The 17,284-nt window shown below is 67.2% G+C and carries 17 protein-coding genes; 14 read left to right on the top strand and 3 right to left on the bottom strand.

Annotated features, from left to right (window positions below; genetic code table 11):
- Position 1 precedes the first annotated feature (1 nt).
- Positions 2–2,641, bottom strand: coding sequence for a nitrite reductase large subunit NirB (nirB, locus tag CXY78_RS04420; protein ID WP_092341195.1), 2,640 nt, complete (start codon positions 2,639–2,641; stop codon positions 2–4).
- 290 nt (positions 2,642–2,931) lie between these two features.
- Between nirB and nirD the strand changes: the two genes are divergently transcribed.
- The 9 genes from nirD to CXY78_RS04375 all read left to right on the top strand — a co-directional run bounded on the left by nirD (position 2,932) and on the right by CXY78_RS04375 (position 9,356).
- A complete protein-coding gene (nirD, locus tag CXY78_RS04415; RefSeq protein WP_092341194.1) occupies positions 2,932–3,318 on the top strand; it encodes a nitrite reductase small subunit NirD in 387 nt (128 codons plus the stop codon).
- On the top strand, positions 3,315–4,112 hold the full coding sequence (locus CXY78_RS04410; RefSeq protein ID WP_104088242.1) for a sirohydrochlorin chelatase: 798 nt from the start codon (positions 3,315–3,317) through the stop codon (positions 4,110–4,112). The genes nirD and CXY78_RS04410 overlap by 4 nt, the downstream gene beginning before the upstream one ends.
- Positions 4,113–4,121: 9 nt before the next feature.
- Positions 4,122–4,859 carry a tRNA (guanosine(37)-N1)-methyltransferase TrmD gene (trmD, locus tag CXY78_RS04405; RefSeq protein ID WP_104088240.1) on the top strand — a complete coding sequence of 246 codons (738 nt, stop codon included), beginning with the start codon at positions 4,122–4,124 and terminating at the stop codon, positions 4,857–4,859.
- Positions 4,860–4,925: 66 nt separating this feature from the next.
- Positions 4,926–5,462 (top strand): MFS transporter, encoded by a 537-nt coding sequence (locus tag CXY78_RS04400; RefSeq protein ID WP_140425482.1) that lies wholly within the window; start codon positions 4,926–4,928, stop codon positions 5,460–5,462.
- Positions 5,463–5,636: 174 nt separating this feature from the next.
- A complete protein-coding gene (rplS, locus tag CXY78_RS04395; RefSeq protein ID WP_092341190.1) occupies positions 5,637–5,978 on the top strand; it encodes a 50S ribosomal protein L19 in 342 nt (113 codons plus the stop codon).
- A gap of 80 nt (positions 5,979–6,058) precedes the next feature.
- Positions 6,059–6,841 (top strand): signal peptidase I, encoded by a 783-nt coding sequence (gene lepB, locus CXY78_RS04390; RefSeq protein WP_092341189.1) that lies wholly within the window; start codon positions 6,059–6,061, stop codon positions 6,839–6,841.
- Positions 6,841–7,485, top strand: coding sequence for a ribonuclease HII (locus CXY78_RS04385; protein ID WP_104088238.1), 645 nt, complete (start codon positions 6,841–6,843; stop codon positions 7,483–7,485). The genes lepB and CXY78_RS04385 overlap by 1 nt, the downstream gene beginning before the upstream one ends.
- Positions 7,486–7,497: 12 nt before the next feature.
- A complete protein-coding gene (locus tag CXY78_RS04380) occupies positions 7,498–7,821 on the top strand; it encodes a DUF2469 family protein (protein ID WP_022886464.1) in 324 nt (107 codons plus the stop codon).
- Positions 7,822–7,883: 62 nt separating this feature from the next.
- The gene (locus CXY78_RS04375) at positions 7,884–9,356 is read left to right on the top strand and encodes a glyceraldehyde-3-phosphate dehydrogenase (RefSeq protein WP_092341187.1); all 1,473 of its coding nucleotides are present in this window, start codon (positions 7,884–7,886) and stop codon (positions 9,354–9,356) included.
- 38 nt (positions 9,357–9,394) lie between these two features.
- On the opposite strand, the gene CXY78_RS04370 is transcribed toward CXY78_RS04375, so the two are convergent.
- On the bottom strand, positions 9,395–9,838 hold the full coding sequence (locus CXY78_RS04370; RefSeq protein ID WP_092341186.1) for a nitroreductase family deazaflavin-dependent oxidoreductase: 444 nt from the start codon (positions 9,836–9,838) through the stop codon (positions 9,395–9,397).
- A 39-nt stretch (positions 9,839–9,877) separates the two neighbouring features.
- On the opposite strand from CXY78_RS04370, the gene CXY78_RS04365 reads away from it, so the two are divergent.
- From CXY78_RS04365 to dprA, 4 genes are all read left to right on the top strand, one after another.
- Positions 9,878–11,017: an alcohol dehydrogenase catalytic domain-containing protein gene (locus CXY78_RS04365; RefSeq protein ID WP_104088236.1), complete on the top strand. Its 1,140-nt coding sequence runs from the start codon at positions 9,878–9,880 to the stop codon at positions 11,015–11,017.
- A gap of 101 nt (positions 11,018–11,118) precedes the next feature.
- Positions 11,119–11,475, top strand: coding sequence for a YraN family protein (locus CXY78_RS04360; protein WP_092341184.1), 357 nt, complete (start codon positions 11,119–11,121; stop codon positions 11,473–11,475).
- The gene (locus CXY78_RS04355) at positions 11,475–13,010 is read left to right on the top strand and encodes a YifB family Mg chelatase-like AAA ATPase (protein WP_092341183.1); all 1,536 of its coding nucleotides are present in this window, start codon (positions 11,475–11,477) and stop codon (positions 13,008–13,010) included. Before CXY78_RS04360 ends, CXY78_RS04355 begins: the two co-directional genes overlap by 1 nt.
- Positions 13,007–14,341, top strand: a complete 1,335-nt coding sequence (dprA, locus tag CXY78_RS04350; RefSeq protein WP_092341182.1) for a DNA-processing protein DprA — start codon at positions 13,007–13,009, stop codon at positions 14,339–14,341. Before CXY78_RS04355 ends, dprA begins: the two co-directional genes overlap by 4 nt.
- A 3-nt stretch (positions 14,342–14,344) precedes the next feature.
- Here the strand turns inward: dprA and CXY78_RS04345 are convergent, their stop codons facing one another.
- Positions 14,345–15,832, bottom strand: a complete 1,488-nt coding sequence (locus tag CXY78_RS04345) for a pyridoxal-dependent decarboxylase (protein ID WP_104088235.1) — start codon at positions 15,830–15,832, stop codon at positions 14,345–14,347.
- Positions 15,833–15,953: 121 nt separating this feature from the next.
- On the opposite strand from CXY78_RS04345, the gene CXY78_RS04340 reads away from it, so the two are divergent.
- The gene (locus CXY78_RS04340) at positions 15,954–17,276 is read left to right on the top strand and encodes a YncE family protein (RefSeq protein WP_140425654.1); all 1,323 of its coding nucleotides are present in this window, start codon (positions 15,954–15,956) and stop codon (positions 17,274–17,276) included.
- Positions 17,277–17,284 lie beyond the last annotated feature (8 nt).

The raw sequence follows: 17,284 nt of genomic DNA, 5'->3' as shown, positions 1-17,284 counted from the left end.
CCTACTCTTTTCGAACGGGAATGCGGCTTCCACTTAGGAGAACAGTACTCGACGAGGCCCGTTCGGCCGGAGTCGCCGGCCTTATTTGGTCACGCTCCGTAACGAGCGCGATGCTCGGGTCGGGTTCGGCCGGAGCGTTCACGAAGGAACGAAACCGGCGCAGTCGTTCCGGGTCGGCGAGCGTCGCCGCCCACTCGTCTTCGTAGTTGTCGACGTGGGCGAGCATGGCCTGCTCGAGCTCCTCGGCCAGTCCAAGCGAGTCGTTGATGACGACGTCGCGCACGTGCTCGAGGCCTCCCTCGAGGTCCTCCATCCAGCGGGCGGTGCGCTGCATCCGATCGGCCGTGCGAATGTAGTACATCATGTAGCGGTCGATGTACTTGATCAGGGTTTCTTCGTCGAGGTCGGTCGCGAGCAGCTGCCCGTGCGCCGGCTGAAAACCGCCATTGCCGCCGACGTACATGTTCCAGCCGTTGTCGCTCGCGATAATGCCGACGTCCTTGGCCCGGGCTTCGGCGCACTCGCGGGCGCAGCCCGACACCCCGAACTTGAACTTGTGCGGCGCGCGCAGGCCGCGATAGCGCAATTCGAGCCGAATCGCGAGGCCGACGGCATCCTGCACGCCGAACCGGCACCAGGTGGAGCCGACGCAGGACTTCACGTTGCGCAGCGCTTTGCCGTAGGCCTGCCCCGACTCGAAGCCAGCGTCCACCAAAATGCGCCAGATGTCGGGCAGCTGTTCCAGCCGGGCGCCGAACAGGTCGATGCGCTGTCCGCCGGTGATCTTGGTATACAGGTCGAAGTCGAGCGCGACCTGGGCGATCACGGCCAGTTTGGTCGGGGTGATCTCGCCACCCGGAATGCGGGGGACCACCGAGTAGGTGCCGTCCTTCTGCATGTTGGCCATGGCGCGGTCGTTGGTGTCCTGCAGGGTGCCGCGGCCGGCATCAAGAATGTAGGAGGTGTTCTGGCTGGCCAGGATGGAGCCGACGGCTGGCTTGCAGACATCACAGCCACGACCGGTGCCGAAGCGGGAGAAGATCTCGTCGCTCGACGTGAGCCCCAGCACCCGCACCGATTCGAACAGCTCTTGGCGGCTCAGCTCGAAGTGCTCGCACAGGGCGTGCGAGACCGTTTGACCGGATGCCGTCAGCTCGGCCTCAAGGATCTTCTTGACCAGCGGCACGCACGAACCGCACTGGGTGCCGGCCCGGGTGCAGACTTTGAGCGCGCCGAGCTCGGTACAGGCATCGGTGTGGTCGTCGCCGCGAACGGCATTTCGCACCGCGCCGGCCGAGACCATGTTGCAGGAGCAGACCAGGGCGTCGTCGGGCAGTTCGTCGCCAGCCGGGGCCTCGGCGCCCGCGGCTGAGAGGTAGGCGGCGGGCTCGCTGCTGAGCTGTCGGCCCACCATCGGGCGGAGTGCCGAGTAGGGCGTGGCGTCACCGACGAAGATGCCGCCGAGCAGGGTTTTGGCGTCGTCGGTCATGACAAGCTTTTGGTACAGCCCACGGGCCGGGTCGGCGTAGACGATTTCCAGCGAGCCGGGCGTCGTCGCGAGGGCGTCGCCGAAGCTCGCGACGTCGACGCCGGACAGCTTGAGCTTGGTGGCATCGTCGACGGTCGTGAACTCGGCGATGCCGCCGAGCAGACGGTCGGCGACGACCTCGGCCATGGCGTTGGCCGGGGCGACGAGGCCCACGCAGCGATCGTTCCAGCTGGCGACCTCGCCGATCGCCCAGATGCTCGGGTCGCTGGTGCGGCAGTCGTTGCCGATCGTGACGCCGCCGCGGGTGCCCACGGTGAGCCCGGCATCGCGGGCCAGTTCGTCGCGAGGCGAGATGCCGATCGCGTAGACGACCATGTCGGCGGCGATGTCGCGGCCGTTGCCGAGCTGCAGGCCGGTCACGGCGGTGTTGTCGTCGTTGGTGAGGATGGTGCGGGCGCGGGTGCCGAGGTGCAGTTCGATGCCCTGGGCAACGATGAGCCGGCCGAGCGACTGTCCGCCGCCCTCGTCGAGCTGGGCGGACATGAGCCAGCCGCCGGAGTGCACGATGGCCGATTCGGCGCCGAGCTTGTGCAGTCCGCCGGCCGCTTCGAGGCCGAGCAGACCGCCGCCGGCCACGACGACCTTGGGGGTGCGGCCGAGTGAGGCGGTTAGAGCGGCGAGTTCGTCGACGAGGGCGTCGACGTCGTCGAGGGTGCGGTACACCCGAATATGTTCGCGGCCGGGCAGCTCCGGTACGGGGGCACTGGAACCGGTGGCGAGCACGAGGTCGTCGTACTGCAGCACCGCGCCGGTCGACGTCGTGACCGTGCGGGCGAGCCGGTCGATGCTTGTGGCCCGTTCGTTGATGCGCAGCGCGATGCGTTCGCTGTTCCACGGGGCCGTGGGCTCGAGGGTGAGGTCGATCAGGCCGGCCAGGCGCTGGCTCAGCGCGACCCGGTCGTAGGGTCGGTGGTTTTCTTCGGCCAGCACGGTGATCGAGAGGGCGTGCTCGGTGTCGCGGGAGTGCAGCGCGTCGGTGAGGCGGTGCGCGGCCGGGCCGCCGCCGATAACGATGACGCGGCGCGGGGCGTCTGGATCGGCGCTGGCGGCATCCGCTGGGGTCGTCGATGTGACGGCGTGCGTCAAATCCATAGCGGGAACCGCAGGGTCTGGGGCAGAATACGCGGAGGCGGTTTCACGAGAAGCTGGCATCAGCATCCTTTCAAAGCGGGGCGATCATGAGCGTAGTTCGGGGCAGTTTCACCCTCGTGTCGCACGTGTGTCCCGTACTGGTCGAAAGCCCCACAGTGCGGCGTTCCCGCTGTGAGGCGGGTTTCACTCGGGGGAAACATAGGGGGCGACTGGCCGAAATATGGCTCGCCTACCGTGGTACCAACGCACAAACGCGACAACCCCCGATAGAAACCCCCTGGGAGCGCACCATGACGATGACCGACATGACAACGACCATGACCCGCCCCACAGTGGTCTGGGAGCGCGCCTGCGCCGTGACCGATCTGGAACCCAGCTGGGGCGAAGCCGCACTGATCCGCATGAAGCAGATCGCCTTATTTCTGCTCTCGCCCACCGAGATCTACGCCGTCGACCACCGCGACCCGCACACCGAGGCCAACGTCATGGCCCGCGGCATCGTCGGGTCCAAGGGAGACCGCCCCACCATCGCTTCACCGCTGCACAAAGAGGTCTACGACCTCGGTACCGGCGAATGCTTCACCAACCCGACCCTCGTGCTGAACACCTACGAGACCCGCATTGTCGGCGGCTATATCGAGGTCGCGGTCGAGACTGAACTACTCGCTGCGGCATGACCCTGCTTGGGGAACGGCGCGACACTGAACGGCGCAGCACCTTCGGGCGCCGCGCTGCGATCAGCACGCCGCTGCCCGCCGCGCTCGTCGCCATCTCGCACGGCACCAACTCGCCTGACGGCCAGGCGGCCATCGCCGCTCTCGTCTCAGCCGTCTCCCTCGCCCGCCCCGATCTGGCTGTGACCGGGGGTTTCGTTGATGTGCAGCAACCGGATGTCGCGGCGAGCCTTGGCGCGGTACGCCCGGACTGCGCCGCTGTCGTGGTGCCCCTGCTGCTCTCGGCCGGGTACCACGTCCACGTCGACCTCCAGCGTGAAACCCGCGAGCACGACCGCGTGACGACGGTATCGCGCGCGCTCGGCCCGGACGACCGACTCATCGACGTGCTGGTGCAGCGCCTTCTGGCCGACGGGTTCGACAGGCGGGTACGCGGCCAGGAGATCGTGCTCGCCGCCGCCGGCTCGAGCGATGCACGCGCAGTGCACGACTGCCGCACGGTCGGCGCCCTGCTGGAACAGCGCCTCGGCGTGCGCGTCACCGTAGGCTTTCTCTCGGCCGCAACGCCGCGACTGGCCTGCGCCGTCACCGGGGCCCGGCTCCGGGGCGCCAACGTCACCGTCAGCACCTATCTCGTGGCTCCCGGATTCTTCTTCGACCTGACCCGCGCCCAGAGCGTCGGCGCCGACCTGGTCACCGCTCCGCTGCTCCTGCCGGGGGAATCCGCCCCCGCTCCGTTGGTTGATCTGGTCCTCGACCGGTACCTCGAGGCGAAAGAGAGCGCCGGACTCTTCTAGAATTTGACCATGCGCATCGATATTGTCACCATTTTTCCCGAATTCTTCGATGTGCTCGATCTGTCTCTGCTCGGCAAGGCCCGGCAGAGCGGACTGATTGATCTGGGCGTGCACAATCTGCGCGACTCCACCATTGACCGGCACCACTCGGTCGATGACACCCCCTACGGCGGCGGTGCCGGAATGGTCATGAAGGCGGAGCCGTGGGGCGCGGCCCTGGATGCCATTCTCGGTTCCGATGCGCCCGCTGCTGCGCCCGCTGCTGCGCCCGCTGCACAGGCCGAGGGCGGCCCCATCCTCATCTTTCCCTCACCGGCGGGCGACCAGTTCACCCAGGCGATGGCCCGCGAGCTGTCCCTCGAGCAGCACCTCGTCTTCGGCTGCGGCCGCTACGAGGGCATCGACCAGCGTGTGGTCGACCACTACTCACAGCGCGGCCGGGTGCGCCTGGTCAGCCTCGGCGACTACGTGCTCAACGGGGGAGAGGTCGCCGTCATGGCCATGATCGAAGCGATCGGCAGGCTCATTCCCGGTGTCGTCGGCAATCCCGCGAGCCTCGTCGAGGAATCCCACGAAGACGGCCTGCTCGAATACCCGAGTTACACCAAGCCGGCCAGCTGGCGCGGCCTCGAAGTGCCGCCGGTGTTGCTCAGCGGCAACCACGGCGCCATCAGCACCTGGCGGCGCCAGCAGCAGATCGAACGCACCGAACGGGTGCGCCCCGATCTATTGCCGCGCACAATCTAGAGCACAACCTTCTGCCTCCAGCGAACGCCAAGGTTAGTGTCAGTCCCCGTCGATAAACTCGGGGTCGTGATCATCCGCCGTGCCTTCTACCACTGGCAATTTATTGCCGCCGGAGCCCTGCCGCTCTGGCTTCTCGTCGGTTCCGCCATATTTGGCTCCGGTGCCTGGGCGGTCCTGGGCATCTTCTTCGGAGCCGTTCTGATCGGCCTCGGGCTACTGCTGGTGGCACTCGTCATCTACGCGCGCAAAGAGGTCCGCGAAACCCGGGCGGTCTCCTATGCCGATGTCGGCGTGCTTGCACTCTGGCACCTGCTCATCATCGCAATTCCCTTTTCAACGGATGCCGCCGGCTGGCTCAGTGTGCTCGTCATCATCGGCGGGCTGGCCGTGTTCTGGTTCGCCGTCTGGGAGCTGTTCGCCGCTGCCCGGCGTCGCATGCGCGCCATGGTCGACCTGGTGGAACAGCAGGCGCGCGGGCAGTCTGCGCCGGGCCGGCCTTCACCGGCCGGGCCGCAGCATCCACTGCCCGGCCGCGGCGCACCCTTCGGACGACCCGGCACCCCCGAGACCATCATTATCGAAGAAAAGCGCGACCGGCCCTAACCTGCCCGCCCCGCTTTGCAGTGCGCGCCAGTTCATGGCAGAATAGGCGATTGTGCCGCTGCAGGACTCTGCCACAGGGGAGCCTGCTTTGTGCGGCGCACATCCTCATACTGATTGCTTCGAATGAAGCACCTAGCGTAGTCGACCTGTGGCGGGTACAGAGAGCGAAACAACATGCATATTCTCGACGCGGTAGACGCCCCATCGCTGAAGACAGATCTTCCTGACTTCCGTGCCGGCGACACCGTCAAGGTTCACGTCAACATCATTGAGGGAACCCGCTCTCGTATCCAGGTCTTCCAGGGAGTCGTCATCGGCCGCTCCGGCGAAGGCGTGCGCGAAACGTTCTGCGTTCGCAAGGTCAGCTTTCAGATCGGCGTCGAGCGTACCTTCCCGGTGCACTCCCCGGTCATCGACCACATCGAGATCGTGACCCGCGGCGATGTTCGTCGCGCGAAGCTGTACTACCTGCGCGACCTGCGTGGCAAGAAGGCCAAGATCAAGGAAAAGCGCTAACTCTCGCGCCTACTAAGATCCAACCGGATTCTTCACTGAGCTCCCCATCACCTAAACTGATGGGGAGCTCAGGCGGTTAAATGACAGATGAAGTGCTCGCCTCCAGGTCCGATCATCGGGTGACAGGGTCGAAGAAGTCTCGCAGTAAGAAGGCGTCCAGCAAGAATCGCAGCGTCTTACTGTTCATCCGCGACCTCCTGATCATTTTCGTGGTCGCACTGCTCATCTCCTTCCTGATCAAGACCTTCCTGATCCGGTCGTTCTATATCCCCTCCGGGTCGATGGAGAACACCTTGCAGATCAACGACCGCATCATCGTGAACCAGCTCGAACCGGAGCTGATTCCGATCACTCGCGGCGACGTCATCGTGTTCAAGGATCCGGGCGGATGGTTGCTGCCCCAGGCGGACGTGGTGCAAAACCCGATCGTGGCCGGCGCCGACTGGCTGCTCTCGGTCGTTGGACTCTCAGCTCCCGACAGCAATGATCACCTCATCAAACGCGTCATCGGGCTGCCCGGCGACCACGTCGTGTGCTGTAACGCCCTCGGCCAGATGAGCGTCAACGATGTTCCCCTCGACGAGTCGGCCTACGTGCTGCTGCCGGCCGGCGAGACCACGGTGTCCAAGGACGACTTCGACGTCACCATCCCGGCGGACTCGCTCTGGATGATGGGCGACAACCGCTACAACTCCAAGGACTCCCGCTACAACGGTGACACCGCCGGCAAGGGCTACGTCCCCATCGAAAACGTGGTCGGTCGTGCCCTCGTCGTGAGCTGGCCGCTGGCCCGCTGGGCCTGGCTGGATGACTACCCCGATGTGTTCCGCGAGGTGGAACAAGCCGGCAAAGGCTCCGAGTAGTGGCCGTGTCCGACCCCACCCTCGAGGTGGAGTTCGACCTGCTGCGCACCGGCGCCAGCTTCGTGATCGGCTGTGACGAGGTGGGCCGCGGCGCTCTCGCCGGGCCAGTGGCCGTAGGATTTGCCGCGGTGAACGCATCCGTTCTGGCCATGCCGGTGGGACTACGCGATTCCAAGATGCTCAGCGAACCGCGCCGGGAACTTCTCGCCCCCCTCGCCTCGCAGTGGGCGACGCACTCGGCCGTCGGGCTCGCCTCGGCCGCCGAGGTCGATGAACTCGGCATCATCGCCTGCCTCGGGCTGGCCGGTAAGCGTGCCCTGTCCGATCTATACCTGCAGGGTGTCGATGTGGCCGGCAGCATCGTGCTGCTCGATGGCAGCGACGACTGGCTGAACAAGGCCCTGGCCACCCCGTTGAGCGTCGTGACCCGCATCAAAGCTGACCGGGATTGCGGGTCGGTGGCGGCGGCATCCGTTATTGCGAAGGTGCACCGCGACCGCCTGATGATCGCCGCACACGATGGCGCTCCCGGCTACGGCTGGGCGTCGAACAAGGGCTACGGCAGCTCGGCGCACATGAGCGCGATCGACCTGCTCGGGCCGAGCCCTCTACACCGAAAATCGTGGCTCAAAATCTCAGCGTAAGATGAGATCACCATGGAAGAAGACGAATTCGAGGACTACGACCGCGAGGTCGAGTTGGCCCTGTACCGGGAATATCGAGACGTCGTTGGTCAGTTCCAGTACGTCGTCGAAACCGAACGACGCTTCTACCTCGCGAACGAGGTCGAACTGGTGCGCCGTGACACGGAACACGATTTCTACTTCGAACTGACCATGAAGGACGTCTGGGTCTGGGACGTCTACCGCTCCGATCGATTCGTGAAATCGGTGCGCGTGCTGACCTTCAAGGACGTCAACGTGGAAGAGCTCGCGTCGAAAGACTTCGAACTTCCCAAGGAACTTGCGCTCGACGAGTGAGGAATGACTCCGGGGCCTCGGGTGGCCGGACAGGACCGACGAAGGTTTAGGAAGGCAACCCTGTGATCCAGGACGCTGATCGTGCCCGTGCTCTGTGGAGCAACCGCGAGGCTCTCGCCGAGGCGATGATTCCTCTGATCGGGCGCCTCTACCGGGACAACACCGTGGTGACGAGCGTCTACGGACGCGGTCTGGTCAACAAATCGGTCGTCGGCCTGCTCAAAGCACACCGCTTCGCCCGTCACATAGCGGATGTCGAGCTTCCGCTCGAAGAGACCCTCCCCATTTTGCAGGCCATCGATGGCCTCAATCTGGGGGCTGCGTCGATCGACCTCGCGCGCCTCGCGCTCGGTTTTCGCGAGCAAAACGGCCGCGTCACCCTGGAAGAATACCTCCGCGCTGAACTCGCCGACGTCGTCGGCCAGCACGGACTCGACGGTCGCACCAGCACCGACGTTGTGCTCTACGGTTTCGGCCGTATCGGGCGCCTGCTCGCGCGCATCCTGATCGAACACGCCGGCGGCGGGCAGGGCCTGCGCCTGCGCGCGATCGTCGTGCGCCGCGGTTCGGCCAACGACCTGGTCAAGCGGGCCAGCCTGCTGCGCCGCGACTCGGTGCACGGCCCGTTCGAGGGCACGATCACCATCGACGAGGAGAACAACACCATCCTCGCCAATGGCACACTCATCCAGGTGATCTACTCCGGCGACCCGGCCAGCGTCGACTACACGCAGTACGGCATCCACGATGCCATCGTCGTCGACAACACCGGCAAGTGGCGCGACGAGGAGGGCCTCTCCCAGCACCTGAAATGCCCCGGCGTTGCCCGGGTGCTGCTCACCGCGCCGGGCAAGGGCGCGCTCAAGAACATCGTGCACGGCATCAACCACGGGGACATTCTGCCGACCGACCGCATCATCACCGCGGCGTCCTGCACCACGAACGCGATCACCCCGGTCCTGAAGGCCGTCAACGATCGCTACGGAATCATCGACGGCCACGTCGAAACCGTGCACTCGTTCACGAATGACCAGAACCTCATCGACAACTTCCACTCCGGTGACCGTCGGGGCCGTTCAGCCGCGCTCAACATGGTGATCACCGAGACCGGTGCCGCCAAGGCCGTGGCCAAGGCCCTGCCGGAGCTGGCCGGTAAGCTCACCGGCAACGCGATCCGCGTTCCCACGCCCGACGTGTCGATGGCTATCCTCAACCTGAACCTGGCCAGCGCGACCGACAAGGAGGAGCTCAACACCTACTTGCGCACGATGTCCTTGCACTCCTCGCTGCACCGCCAGATCGACTTCATCGACTCGCCCGAGGTGGTCTCGAGCGACTTCCTCGGCTCGCGTCGCGCTGGCATCGTCGATGGCCTGGCCACCATCGTCACCGACCAGAAGGCCGTGCTCTACGTCTGGTACGACAACGAATACGGCTACAGCTGCCAGGTGATTCGGGTGCTCGAGGAGATGTCCGGCGTGCACGCGCCGATCTTCCCGCCCATCCTGGTCGAGGCGCTCGAGCCGGTCGCCTAGTGCTCTGAGTCGGACGGGGCCCAGGCCCCGTCCGTATTTTAGGGGCGGGGGTCGCAGATGACCACGGGGATGTCGCGGTCGGTTTTCGTCTGGTACTTCCGATAACCGGCGTAGGCGGCGACGATGCGCGGCCACAGCTCGGCTTTCTCGGTGGATGTCGCGGTGCGCGCCCGAAACGGCCGCGTCACTCCGCGAATGGTGAGCTCTACATTGGGCTGGGCCACGAGATTGCTGTACCAGAACGGATGCCGGTCGTCGCCGCCCTTGGACGCCACGAGCACATACCTTCCGCCCTCGTGCACCGGTGCTGTCAGCATCGTCGACCGACGCTGCCCGCTTGTGCGGCCGATCGTGTGCAGCTCGACGGCGGCCATGGTACCGATAGTCCAGCCGAGGCGTCCGCCGGAGACGAAAAGCAGCATCCGGTGTACGCCGTTCATCGCGCGCATGCCCAGATCGGTCAGCCGGTTGCCCACAGTCATAAGCCCAGCGTACGTCGCGTCGGGCGTTAGGTTGGAACAATGACTCCAGCAACGATGCTCAGTACGATTCTTCGCGAAGCCGGCACCTCGCGCCCCTATGCACAGAGCCGACCGCTGACGCTCGAACGGATTCCGGTGCCGACGCCGCGGACCGGCGAGGTGCTTGTGCGCATCGAACGCGCCAGCCTGTGCCACTCCGACCTTTCGGTCATCGATGGGTCGCGCCTACGCCCGCTGCCGATGGCGCTCGGCCACGAGGCCGCCGGCACAGTGACGGCACTCGGCGACGGCGTCGACGATCTGGCCATCGGCGACCGGGTCGTGCTGGTCTTCGTGCCGAGCTGCGGTGACTGTCGGGCCTGCCTGGCTGGGCGCCCGGCGCTGTGCCACCGCGGCGCCGAGGCCAACGGATCCGGCGACCTGTTGCACGGACCGGCCGTGCTGATCGGCGGCGAGGGCGAACGCGTCAACCACCACCTGGGGGTCTCGGCGTTCTCGCAGTACGCGGTCGTCGCCCGCGAATCGGTCGTGCCGATCGACCAGGATGTTCCGTTCGACATCGCCGCCATGTTCGGCTGCGCGGCCCTCACCGGCATCGGCGCCGTGCTCAATACCGGCGCCCTCACGTCCGGCCAGTCCGTGATCGTGTTCGGACTCGGCGCGGTCGGCCTGATGGCTGTCATGGCCGCCGCCCAGGTCGACGGCACCACCGTCATCGCGATCGATCCGCTGCCCGAAAAGCAGGCGCTGGCCATCCGCTGCGGCGCCGACCATGCCGGCTCGCCCCAACAGGCCGCCGAACTGGTGCGTGAATACGCGGGCGACGGCGTCGACCTCGCGATCGAGGCCGTCGGCAGCGCCCGGGTGATGGAGGCGAGCCTCGCCCTGCTCACCCGGGGCGGCGCGCTCGTCTCGGTGGGCCTGCCGCACCCCGAGCAGACCATCACCACCCCGGCGTTGCAGTTCGCCGGGCTAGGCCGCCGGCTGCTCGGCTCGTACATGGGCGACTCCGTGCCCAGCCGCGACGTCCCGGCCTACCTGCAGCTGTGGCGGGACGGCAAACTGCCGGTCGAACTGCTGCACACCGACACCCGACCGCTCACTGACCTCAACGAGAGCCTCGACGCGCTCGTTGCCGGCGACGTCGTGCGCCGCCTGTTCGTCATGCACGACGAATAGCCTCTCCTCCACAGGGGCCGGGCCGCGCGACTGTCCACGAATGTGGCGGCGGCCCACCCTCGGCCACGCGTGAGCGCGCACTCTGGTGTTCGGAGGCACTCGTGGCGCGCAAGGACGAACTCGGCAAACTCGGCGAAGAGCAGGCCGCGCTTTTTCTTCAGGGTGCCGGCTACACCATCCTCACCCGCAACTGGCGGTGTGCGGAGGGAGAGATCGACCTCGTCGTACAGCGCGGCGCGGCAGTCGTCTTCGTCGAGGTGAAGACGCGCAGTAGCCTGCGCTTCGGGCATCCGTTTGAGGCGGTCACCGTGAAAAAGCTGGCCCGGATGCGCCGACTCGCAGCCGCCTGGTGCGCGGCGGCCGAGCGCTGGCCGCGCCAGATTCGGCTCGACGTCATCGCTGTGATCGCGCCGAGGGGCCGTGAACCGGTCATCGAACACCTCGAGGGTGTGTTCTGATGGGAATCGCCCGCACCCACGCCGTCGCGATGCTCGGCCTGACCGGAGCACTCGTCGAGGTCGAGGCCGACATCTCCGCGCAACTACCGGGCATGATTTTGATCGGTCTGCCCGATGCCGCCCTGGCGCAGGCGACTCAGCGGGTGCGCGCCGCGGCGGCCAACAGCGGATGCCCCCTCACCGTTCACCGTCTCACCATCAATCTGTCGCCGGCCGCGTTGCCCAAGCACGGCGCCGGCTTCGACCTCGCGATCGCGTTGGCTTGCCTGGCGGCTGACAGCACCGTTTCGGGCGAATCGGTCGGTAAGGTCGTGCATTTCGGCGAACTCGCCCTCGATGGTCGGCTGCGGCCGACGCCGGGCATTCTTCCCGGGGTGATGACGGCCGCCCGCCTCGGTCACACCACTGTGATGGTGCCGATCGGCAACGAGGCCGAGGCCCGACTCGTGCCCGACGTTCGGGTGATCGGTGTCACGTCGCTGCGCGATGCGGCGATCTTTCACGGCGCCCAACTGCCCCCGATACCGGTTGAGCCGATTCTGGCCGCAACAGTGCCGACCGATCTGGTTGCCGAGCCCGACCTGGCCGACGTGATCGGCAACGACGACGCCATTTTGGCCCTGCAGATTGCCGCCGCCGGCGGTCATCACGTGTTTCTGCTCGGCCCGCCCGGAGCCGGAAAGACAATGCTTGCGGCCCGCCTGCCCGGGCTGTTGCCTGACCTCGACCCGGCGAGCTCGCTCGAGGTCAGCTCGCTGCGCTCGCTCAGCGGCCTCGGACTGGGCGACACCCTGATTACTCGGCCGCCGTGGGAAGCACCACATCACACCGCGACAGCCGCCGCCATGGTGGGCGGTGGCAACGGGCAGATTCGGCCGGGGGCCGCGTCGCAGGCCTCGCACGGCGTTCTGTTCCTCGACGAGGCTCCCGAATTCGCCTCACCGGTGCTTGACGCCCTGCGTCAGCCGCTGGAATCCGGCTGGATCAGCATTCACCGGGCCAATGCCGTCGCGCACTTTCCCGCCCGGTTTCAACTGGTCATGGCGGCCAACCCGTGCCCGTGCGGGCAGTATGGCGCTGGCGATCTGAGCTGCACCTGCCCGCCGAACGCCCGCCGCCGCTACCTCGCCCGCATCTCCGGGCCGTTGCTTGACCGCATCGACATTCAACTCAACGTCAAACGAATCACCGCCGCCCAGCTGCGCCTCGCCGCGGGCACCCTGCGGATGACGAGTGTCATCGCCCGAGAGCGGGTGGTCACCGCGCGGGCTGCCGCGGCCGAGCGGCTTCGCAGCACCGCCTGGAGTCTGAACTCCCAAGTTCCGGGCCCCTGGCTGCGCGGCGCGGCGGTGCGCCTGGCCCCGAGCACCACCGCCGGCCTCGACCGCGCGCTTGAACGTGGCGGAATCACCATGCGCGGCTACGACCGGGTGCTGCGAATCGCGTGGACCCTGGCCGACTACGACGGTCTTACCATTCCCGGCCCTGACCAGGTCGGCCAAGCCCTCTACCTACGCAAAGGAATGACATCATGACGCTGTTCGGGCTCGACGAAACCCGGGTGAGTCAGCTCACTGCCGGCGTACGCCGTGGAATGCCGGTTGACGCTGGCGACAACGCTGACTCCGCCGCGGCCGGCGAGGTCTTCGCCCGCGCGGCCTGGTCGGGCATTGCCGAACCCGGTGACGGTACGGCGGGCTTGCTCGTGGCGAGCCTTGGCGCGAGCGTGGCCCTGACCGCCATTCTCGAGTCGTGGAGCCCGGTGCGCATCGGCGCGCTCGTGCGAGACGCGCTCGGCGAAGACCCGGACGGGCCCGATCTCGTCTTTGCGGCCGGTCCCAGCGCCGATCCCACCGAAGCGGATGCTCACACCAGCGCCGAGCTGGAGCTGGCTCTCGACGCGGGACTGCAGCGCTGGCGGCCGCGGCTCAACTCGGGTGACGTCATCCGCTCGCTGCAGCAAGCGGCCCGCGTCGATGCACGGTTGCTGCTGGCCACGGATGCCCTGTGGCCGTCTTCGCTCGGCGACCTCGAACAGCATGCGCCGCTCGCGTTGTGGTGGCGCGGCGTACCCGGTGCCCTCGCCGCGCTGCCTAACTCGATCGCGCTGGTCGGGGCGCGGGCGGCCACCGGCTATGGCGAGCACATCGCCATGGAAGCCTCGGCCGGGTTGGTCGACCGCGGATTCGCGGTCGTCTCCGGTGCCGCCTATGGCATCGATGGGATGGCCCACCGGGCCGCACTGGCCAGCGACGGCGTGACCGTGGCCTTTCTGGCTGGGGGAGTCGACCGGTTCTACCCGAGTGGCCACGACTCCCTGCTCACCCGAATCGTCGCCTCCGGGGCGGTGATCTCCGAGCTGCCCTGCGGCGCCGCACCCACGAAGTGGCGCTTTCTGCAGAGAAACCGGTTGATCGCCGCAGCGAGCGCGGCGACGGTCGTACTGGAGGCGGGCTGGCGGTCGGGCTCCCTCAACACGGCCGGACACGCCTCCGCGCTGGGTCGGCCGCTCGGCGCCGTACCGGGTCCCATCACGAGCCCCACCTCGGCCGGCTGCCACCGTCTCATTCGCGAATTCGCCGCGGTCTGCGTGACCAGCCCGACCGAGATGGCCGAGCTCGTCGGGGAGCGGTCGATCCAGGTGCCCCTCGACTTTGCTGTCACCGATGCCGGGCCGGGTCCGATACCGCGCACGAGCGACCAGATCCGCGTGTTCGATGCCCTGAGCGGACGCTCGCCGCGCACGGTCGCCGACCTGTCCCGTCGGGCCGGGCTGTCAAGCGCGGCAGTGCGCGGTGCCCTCGGCGGGCTCGATCTCGACGGGGCTGCCCAGGAGCGGGAGGCCGGCTGGGTGCGGCGGGCCTAGGGCTCAGTCTTGATCGTCGGTCGCGTGGGGAGTGCTCGCTGCTGTCGGCTGGGGCGGGATCGCCTTCGCGTCCGCTGATCGTGCAGGGTTAGCATCCACTGCCGCGCAGGCCCGCGCCACTGCGGCGAGGGAGAGCGCGACGTCCGCGGCATCCGTCGACCAGTTGCTCACCGAGATGCGCAGGATGTCCCGGTCGTGCCAGCGCGACCCCGACATCCAGGCCGAACCGTCGGCAATGAGTTGCTGGGTCACTTGTCGGGTGCGATCGTCGCTGCCGAAGCTCACGCACACCTGCGTGAACAAGACCTCGTTGAGCACCTTAACGCCCGGCATGGCCCGAAGGCCGTCGGCCAGGGCCTTTGCGTTCGCGGCGAGACCGTCGACCAGAGCAATCGTGCCGGCGCGGCCGAGGGATCGAAGCGCCGCCCAGACCGGAACGCCCCGTGCCCGACGGGATAATTCGGGCACCTTCTCGAACGGGTCGCCGGGGCTGCGGTGTTCGCCTGCAGCGTCCGCGGCGATGAGGTAGCTGGTGTGCACGCCGAAGACCCGGCGCACCACCTCGGGCCGCGACACGATCGCCACCCCGCAGTCGTAGGGAACGTTGAGGGTTTTGTGGGCGTCGGTGGCCCAGGAATCAGCCCGTTCCAGACCGGTTAGCTGGTCGCGAAACCGCGGACTGGCCGCCGCCCACAGGCCGAACGCGCCGTCGACGTGCACCCAGGCTCCGTGCCGGCGGGCCACGTCGATCGCCGCACCCATCGGGTCAGACGCTCCGGAATGCACGTTGCCGGCCTGAAGGCAGACGATCGCCGGGCCGGAGCCGGCATTCAGTAGCTCGGCGAGGGCGTCGGGCCGTAACCGCCCCTCAGCGTCGACATCCACCACGATCGGCGCCCCGAGACCGAGGTAGCGCAGCGTGAGATCGATGACCTCGTGACGCTCGGCGCCCACAAAGACCCGCACCCGGGGACCGCCCGTCAGGCCGTCCCGGTCGATTTCCCACCCGGCCTGCTCGAGTACCCACTGTCGACCGGCGGCGAGACCGACGAAATTGGCCATGGTCGCGCCCGTTGTGAATCCGACATCCGCTCCCGGCGGAAGCCCCAGCAGGTCGAGGAGCCAGCCGGCGGCGGTCTCCTCGAGCACGGCGGTCGCGGGCGTGGCGAAGCGCATTCCGGCATTCTGATCCCATGCGGTGACCAGCCAATCGGCGGCGAGGGCCGCCGGCAGGGTTCCGCCAATGACCCAGCCGAAGAACCGGCCGGACGGCATCGCCATCAGGCCGGGTTCGGCAAACGAAGCGAGTTCATCGATGACGTCAGCCGCAGGGGTCGGGGCAGGGGGCAGCGGGCCAGCCGACAGCGCGGCCAGGGTATCGGCGTCGACGCGGGGGCCGACCGGGCGGGAAGGAAGCGACGCAAGCCAGGCCTGGGCGTGCAGCAGCGCACGATCCAGAGCCTCGAAATAGGCGTCCGGCTGGGCAGACATGGAGCCATGATAGCCCGCCCATGCGCCCTTGTCGCCGGTCGGTGACGGGGCTACTGTAACCCGCAACATCGCCAATTGCCCCACCCTGTCGACTGTCAGAATTTTCAGAGAAGTGGATGTCATGAGCGCACCAGTAGCCGTCCAACGTCGAGGCCTCGGCTTCGCACTCACCGTTCTCGCCGTTGGAGCGGCCGTCCTGGCCTCCGCTCCGGCGGCGCTCGCAAACCCCGCGACCAGCGCGCCCCGCACGATGAGCCAGCCGACCGCGATTCAGCCCGCAGCCAGCCAGTTGACCGCAACGCCGATTCCCACCATCAGCGGTGTACCGCAGGCCGGTCGGCGGCTGACCGCCTCGCCGGGCACCTGGAAACCGGCTCCGGTAACGCTGTCCTACCGCTGGAAGGTGAACGGTGTGGCGGTATCGGGCGCCACGGCATCCACTTTCACGCCCTCCAACACCCAGGTGGGCAAGCGCGTCACCGTGACCGTCACCGGCACCAAGACCGGGTATCAGACGGTCTCGAAGACGAGCGCGTCGACCAAGCCCGTCGCTCCGGCCACGATCGCCGTCGGTGCCAACCCGCGCGAGCTCATCGTGACGAAAAACGGCCGCTGGGCGTACGTCGCCAACGCCGGCGCGCGTACGGTCTCGGTGATCGACACGGCCACCGGCACAGTCATCGCCACCGTTCCGCTGGGCGGCACCCCCCGAGCTCTCGCAGTGTCTACCAACCAGAAACAGGTGTTCGTGAGCACCTGCAGCGACGAAAAGATCTACGCCCTCAACATTGCCACAAACACGGTCGCCTACTCCTTCCAGGCCGGCGCCTGCGGTGACCTCGTGGCCACCCCCGACGGCAAATCGCTCTACATCGGCGGTTCGCCCTCACTGTTCGATATCACTGTGGCGACCATCGCCACCCGCTCGCTCGCCGAGCCGATCTTCACCGGTGCCCCGGTCGGTGAACTCACTCCGAGCGCTGATCGAAAGAAGGTCTACCTGAGCAACGGCGACGACTACGGCGTGCTGATCATTGACACGGCCGCGCCCCAGGGACCGCTGCAGGAGTTCAACACCTCGCACCCGCCGATCGCGTCGGCACCATCACCCGACGGTAAGACGGTCTACGCCAGCCTCGGACGCGACCTGCTCACCGGGCCGTCCAATGCCGTGGAAGTCATCGACACCGCCACGAATCGGGTGCGGGCCAGCATCGCCATCACCGCCCCCGGCGCCCTGACGGTGAGTCCAGACGGAACGAAACTCTACGTGCTGTCGACCGAGAACAACACCATCGTCACGATCAGTACCGCCACCAACCGGGTGCTCAGTCGCATCCCGGTCGGGCATACCCCGACGAGCCTCGCGGTCACCCCCGACGGCAGCAAGGTGGGCATCACCAATTACGACGACAACACGGTGTCGGTGCTGCCGGTGTTCTGACACGGCTG

The sequence above is a fragment of the Cryobacterium sp. N19 genome (genome assembly GCF_002929595.1).
In the GTDB taxonomy this organism is placed as follows: Bacteria; Actinomycetota; Actinomycetes; order Actinomycetales; family Microbacteriaceae; genus Cryobacterium; species Cryobacterium flavum.
The sequence above is the reverse complement of the archived record's forward strand: the minus strand, read 5'-3'. Positions and strand labels throughout refer to the sequence as shown.

Excerpts from the sequence above, each read along its gene's own strand:
- nirB (WP_092341195.1), bottom strand. The coding sequence starts at position 2,641 with ATGGATTTGACGCACGCCGTCACATCGACGACCCCAGCGGATGCCGCC.
- nirD (WP_092341194.1), top strand. The coding sequence starts at position 2,932 with ATGACGATGACCGACATGACAACGACCATGACCCGCCCCACAGTGGTC.
- CXY78_RS04410 (WP_104088242.1), top strand. The coding sequence starts at position 3,315 with ATGACCCTGCTTGGGGAACGGCGCGACACTGAACGGCGCAGCACCTTC.
- trmD (WP_104088240.1), top strand. The coding sequence starts at position 4,122 with ATGCGCATCGATATTGTCACCATTTTTCCCGAATTCTTCGATGTGCTC.
- rplS (WP_092341190.1), top strand. The coding sequence starts at position 5,637 with ATGCATATTCTCGACGCGGTAGACGCCCCATCGCTGAAGACAGATCTT.
- lepB (WP_092341189.1), top strand. The coding sequence starts at position 6,059 with ATGACAGATGAAGTGCTCGCCTCCAGGTCCGATCATCGGGTGACAGGG.
- CXY78_RS04380 (WP_022886464.1), top strand. The coding sequence starts at position 7,498 with ATGGAAGAAGACGAATTCGAGGACTACGACCGCGAGGTCGAGTTGGCC.
- CXY78_RS04370 (WP_092341186.1), bottom strand. The coding sequence starts at position 9,838 with ATGACTGTGGGCAACCGGCTGACCGATCTGGGCATGCGCGCGATGAAC.
- CXY78_RS04365 (WP_104088236.1), top strand. The coding sequence starts at position 9,878 with ATGACTCCAGCAACGATGCTCAGTACGATTCTTCGCGAAGCCGGCACC.
- CXY78_RS04355 (WP_092341183.1), top strand. The coding sequence starts at position 11,475 with ATGGGAATCGCCCGCACCCACGCCGTCGCGATGCTCGGCCTGACCGGA.
- dprA (WP_092341182.1), top strand. The coding sequence starts at position 13,007 with ATGACGCTGTTCGGGCTCGACGAAACCCGGGTGAGTCAGCTCACTGCC.
- CXY78_RS04345 (WP_104088235.1), bottom strand. The coding sequence starts at position 15,832 with ATGTCTGCCCAGCCGGACGCCTATTTCGAGGCTCTGGATCGTGCGCTG.
- CXY78_RS04340 (WP_140425654.1), top strand. The coding sequence starts at position 15,954 with ATGAGCGCACCAGTAGCCGTCCAACGTCGAGGCCTCGGCTTCGCACTC.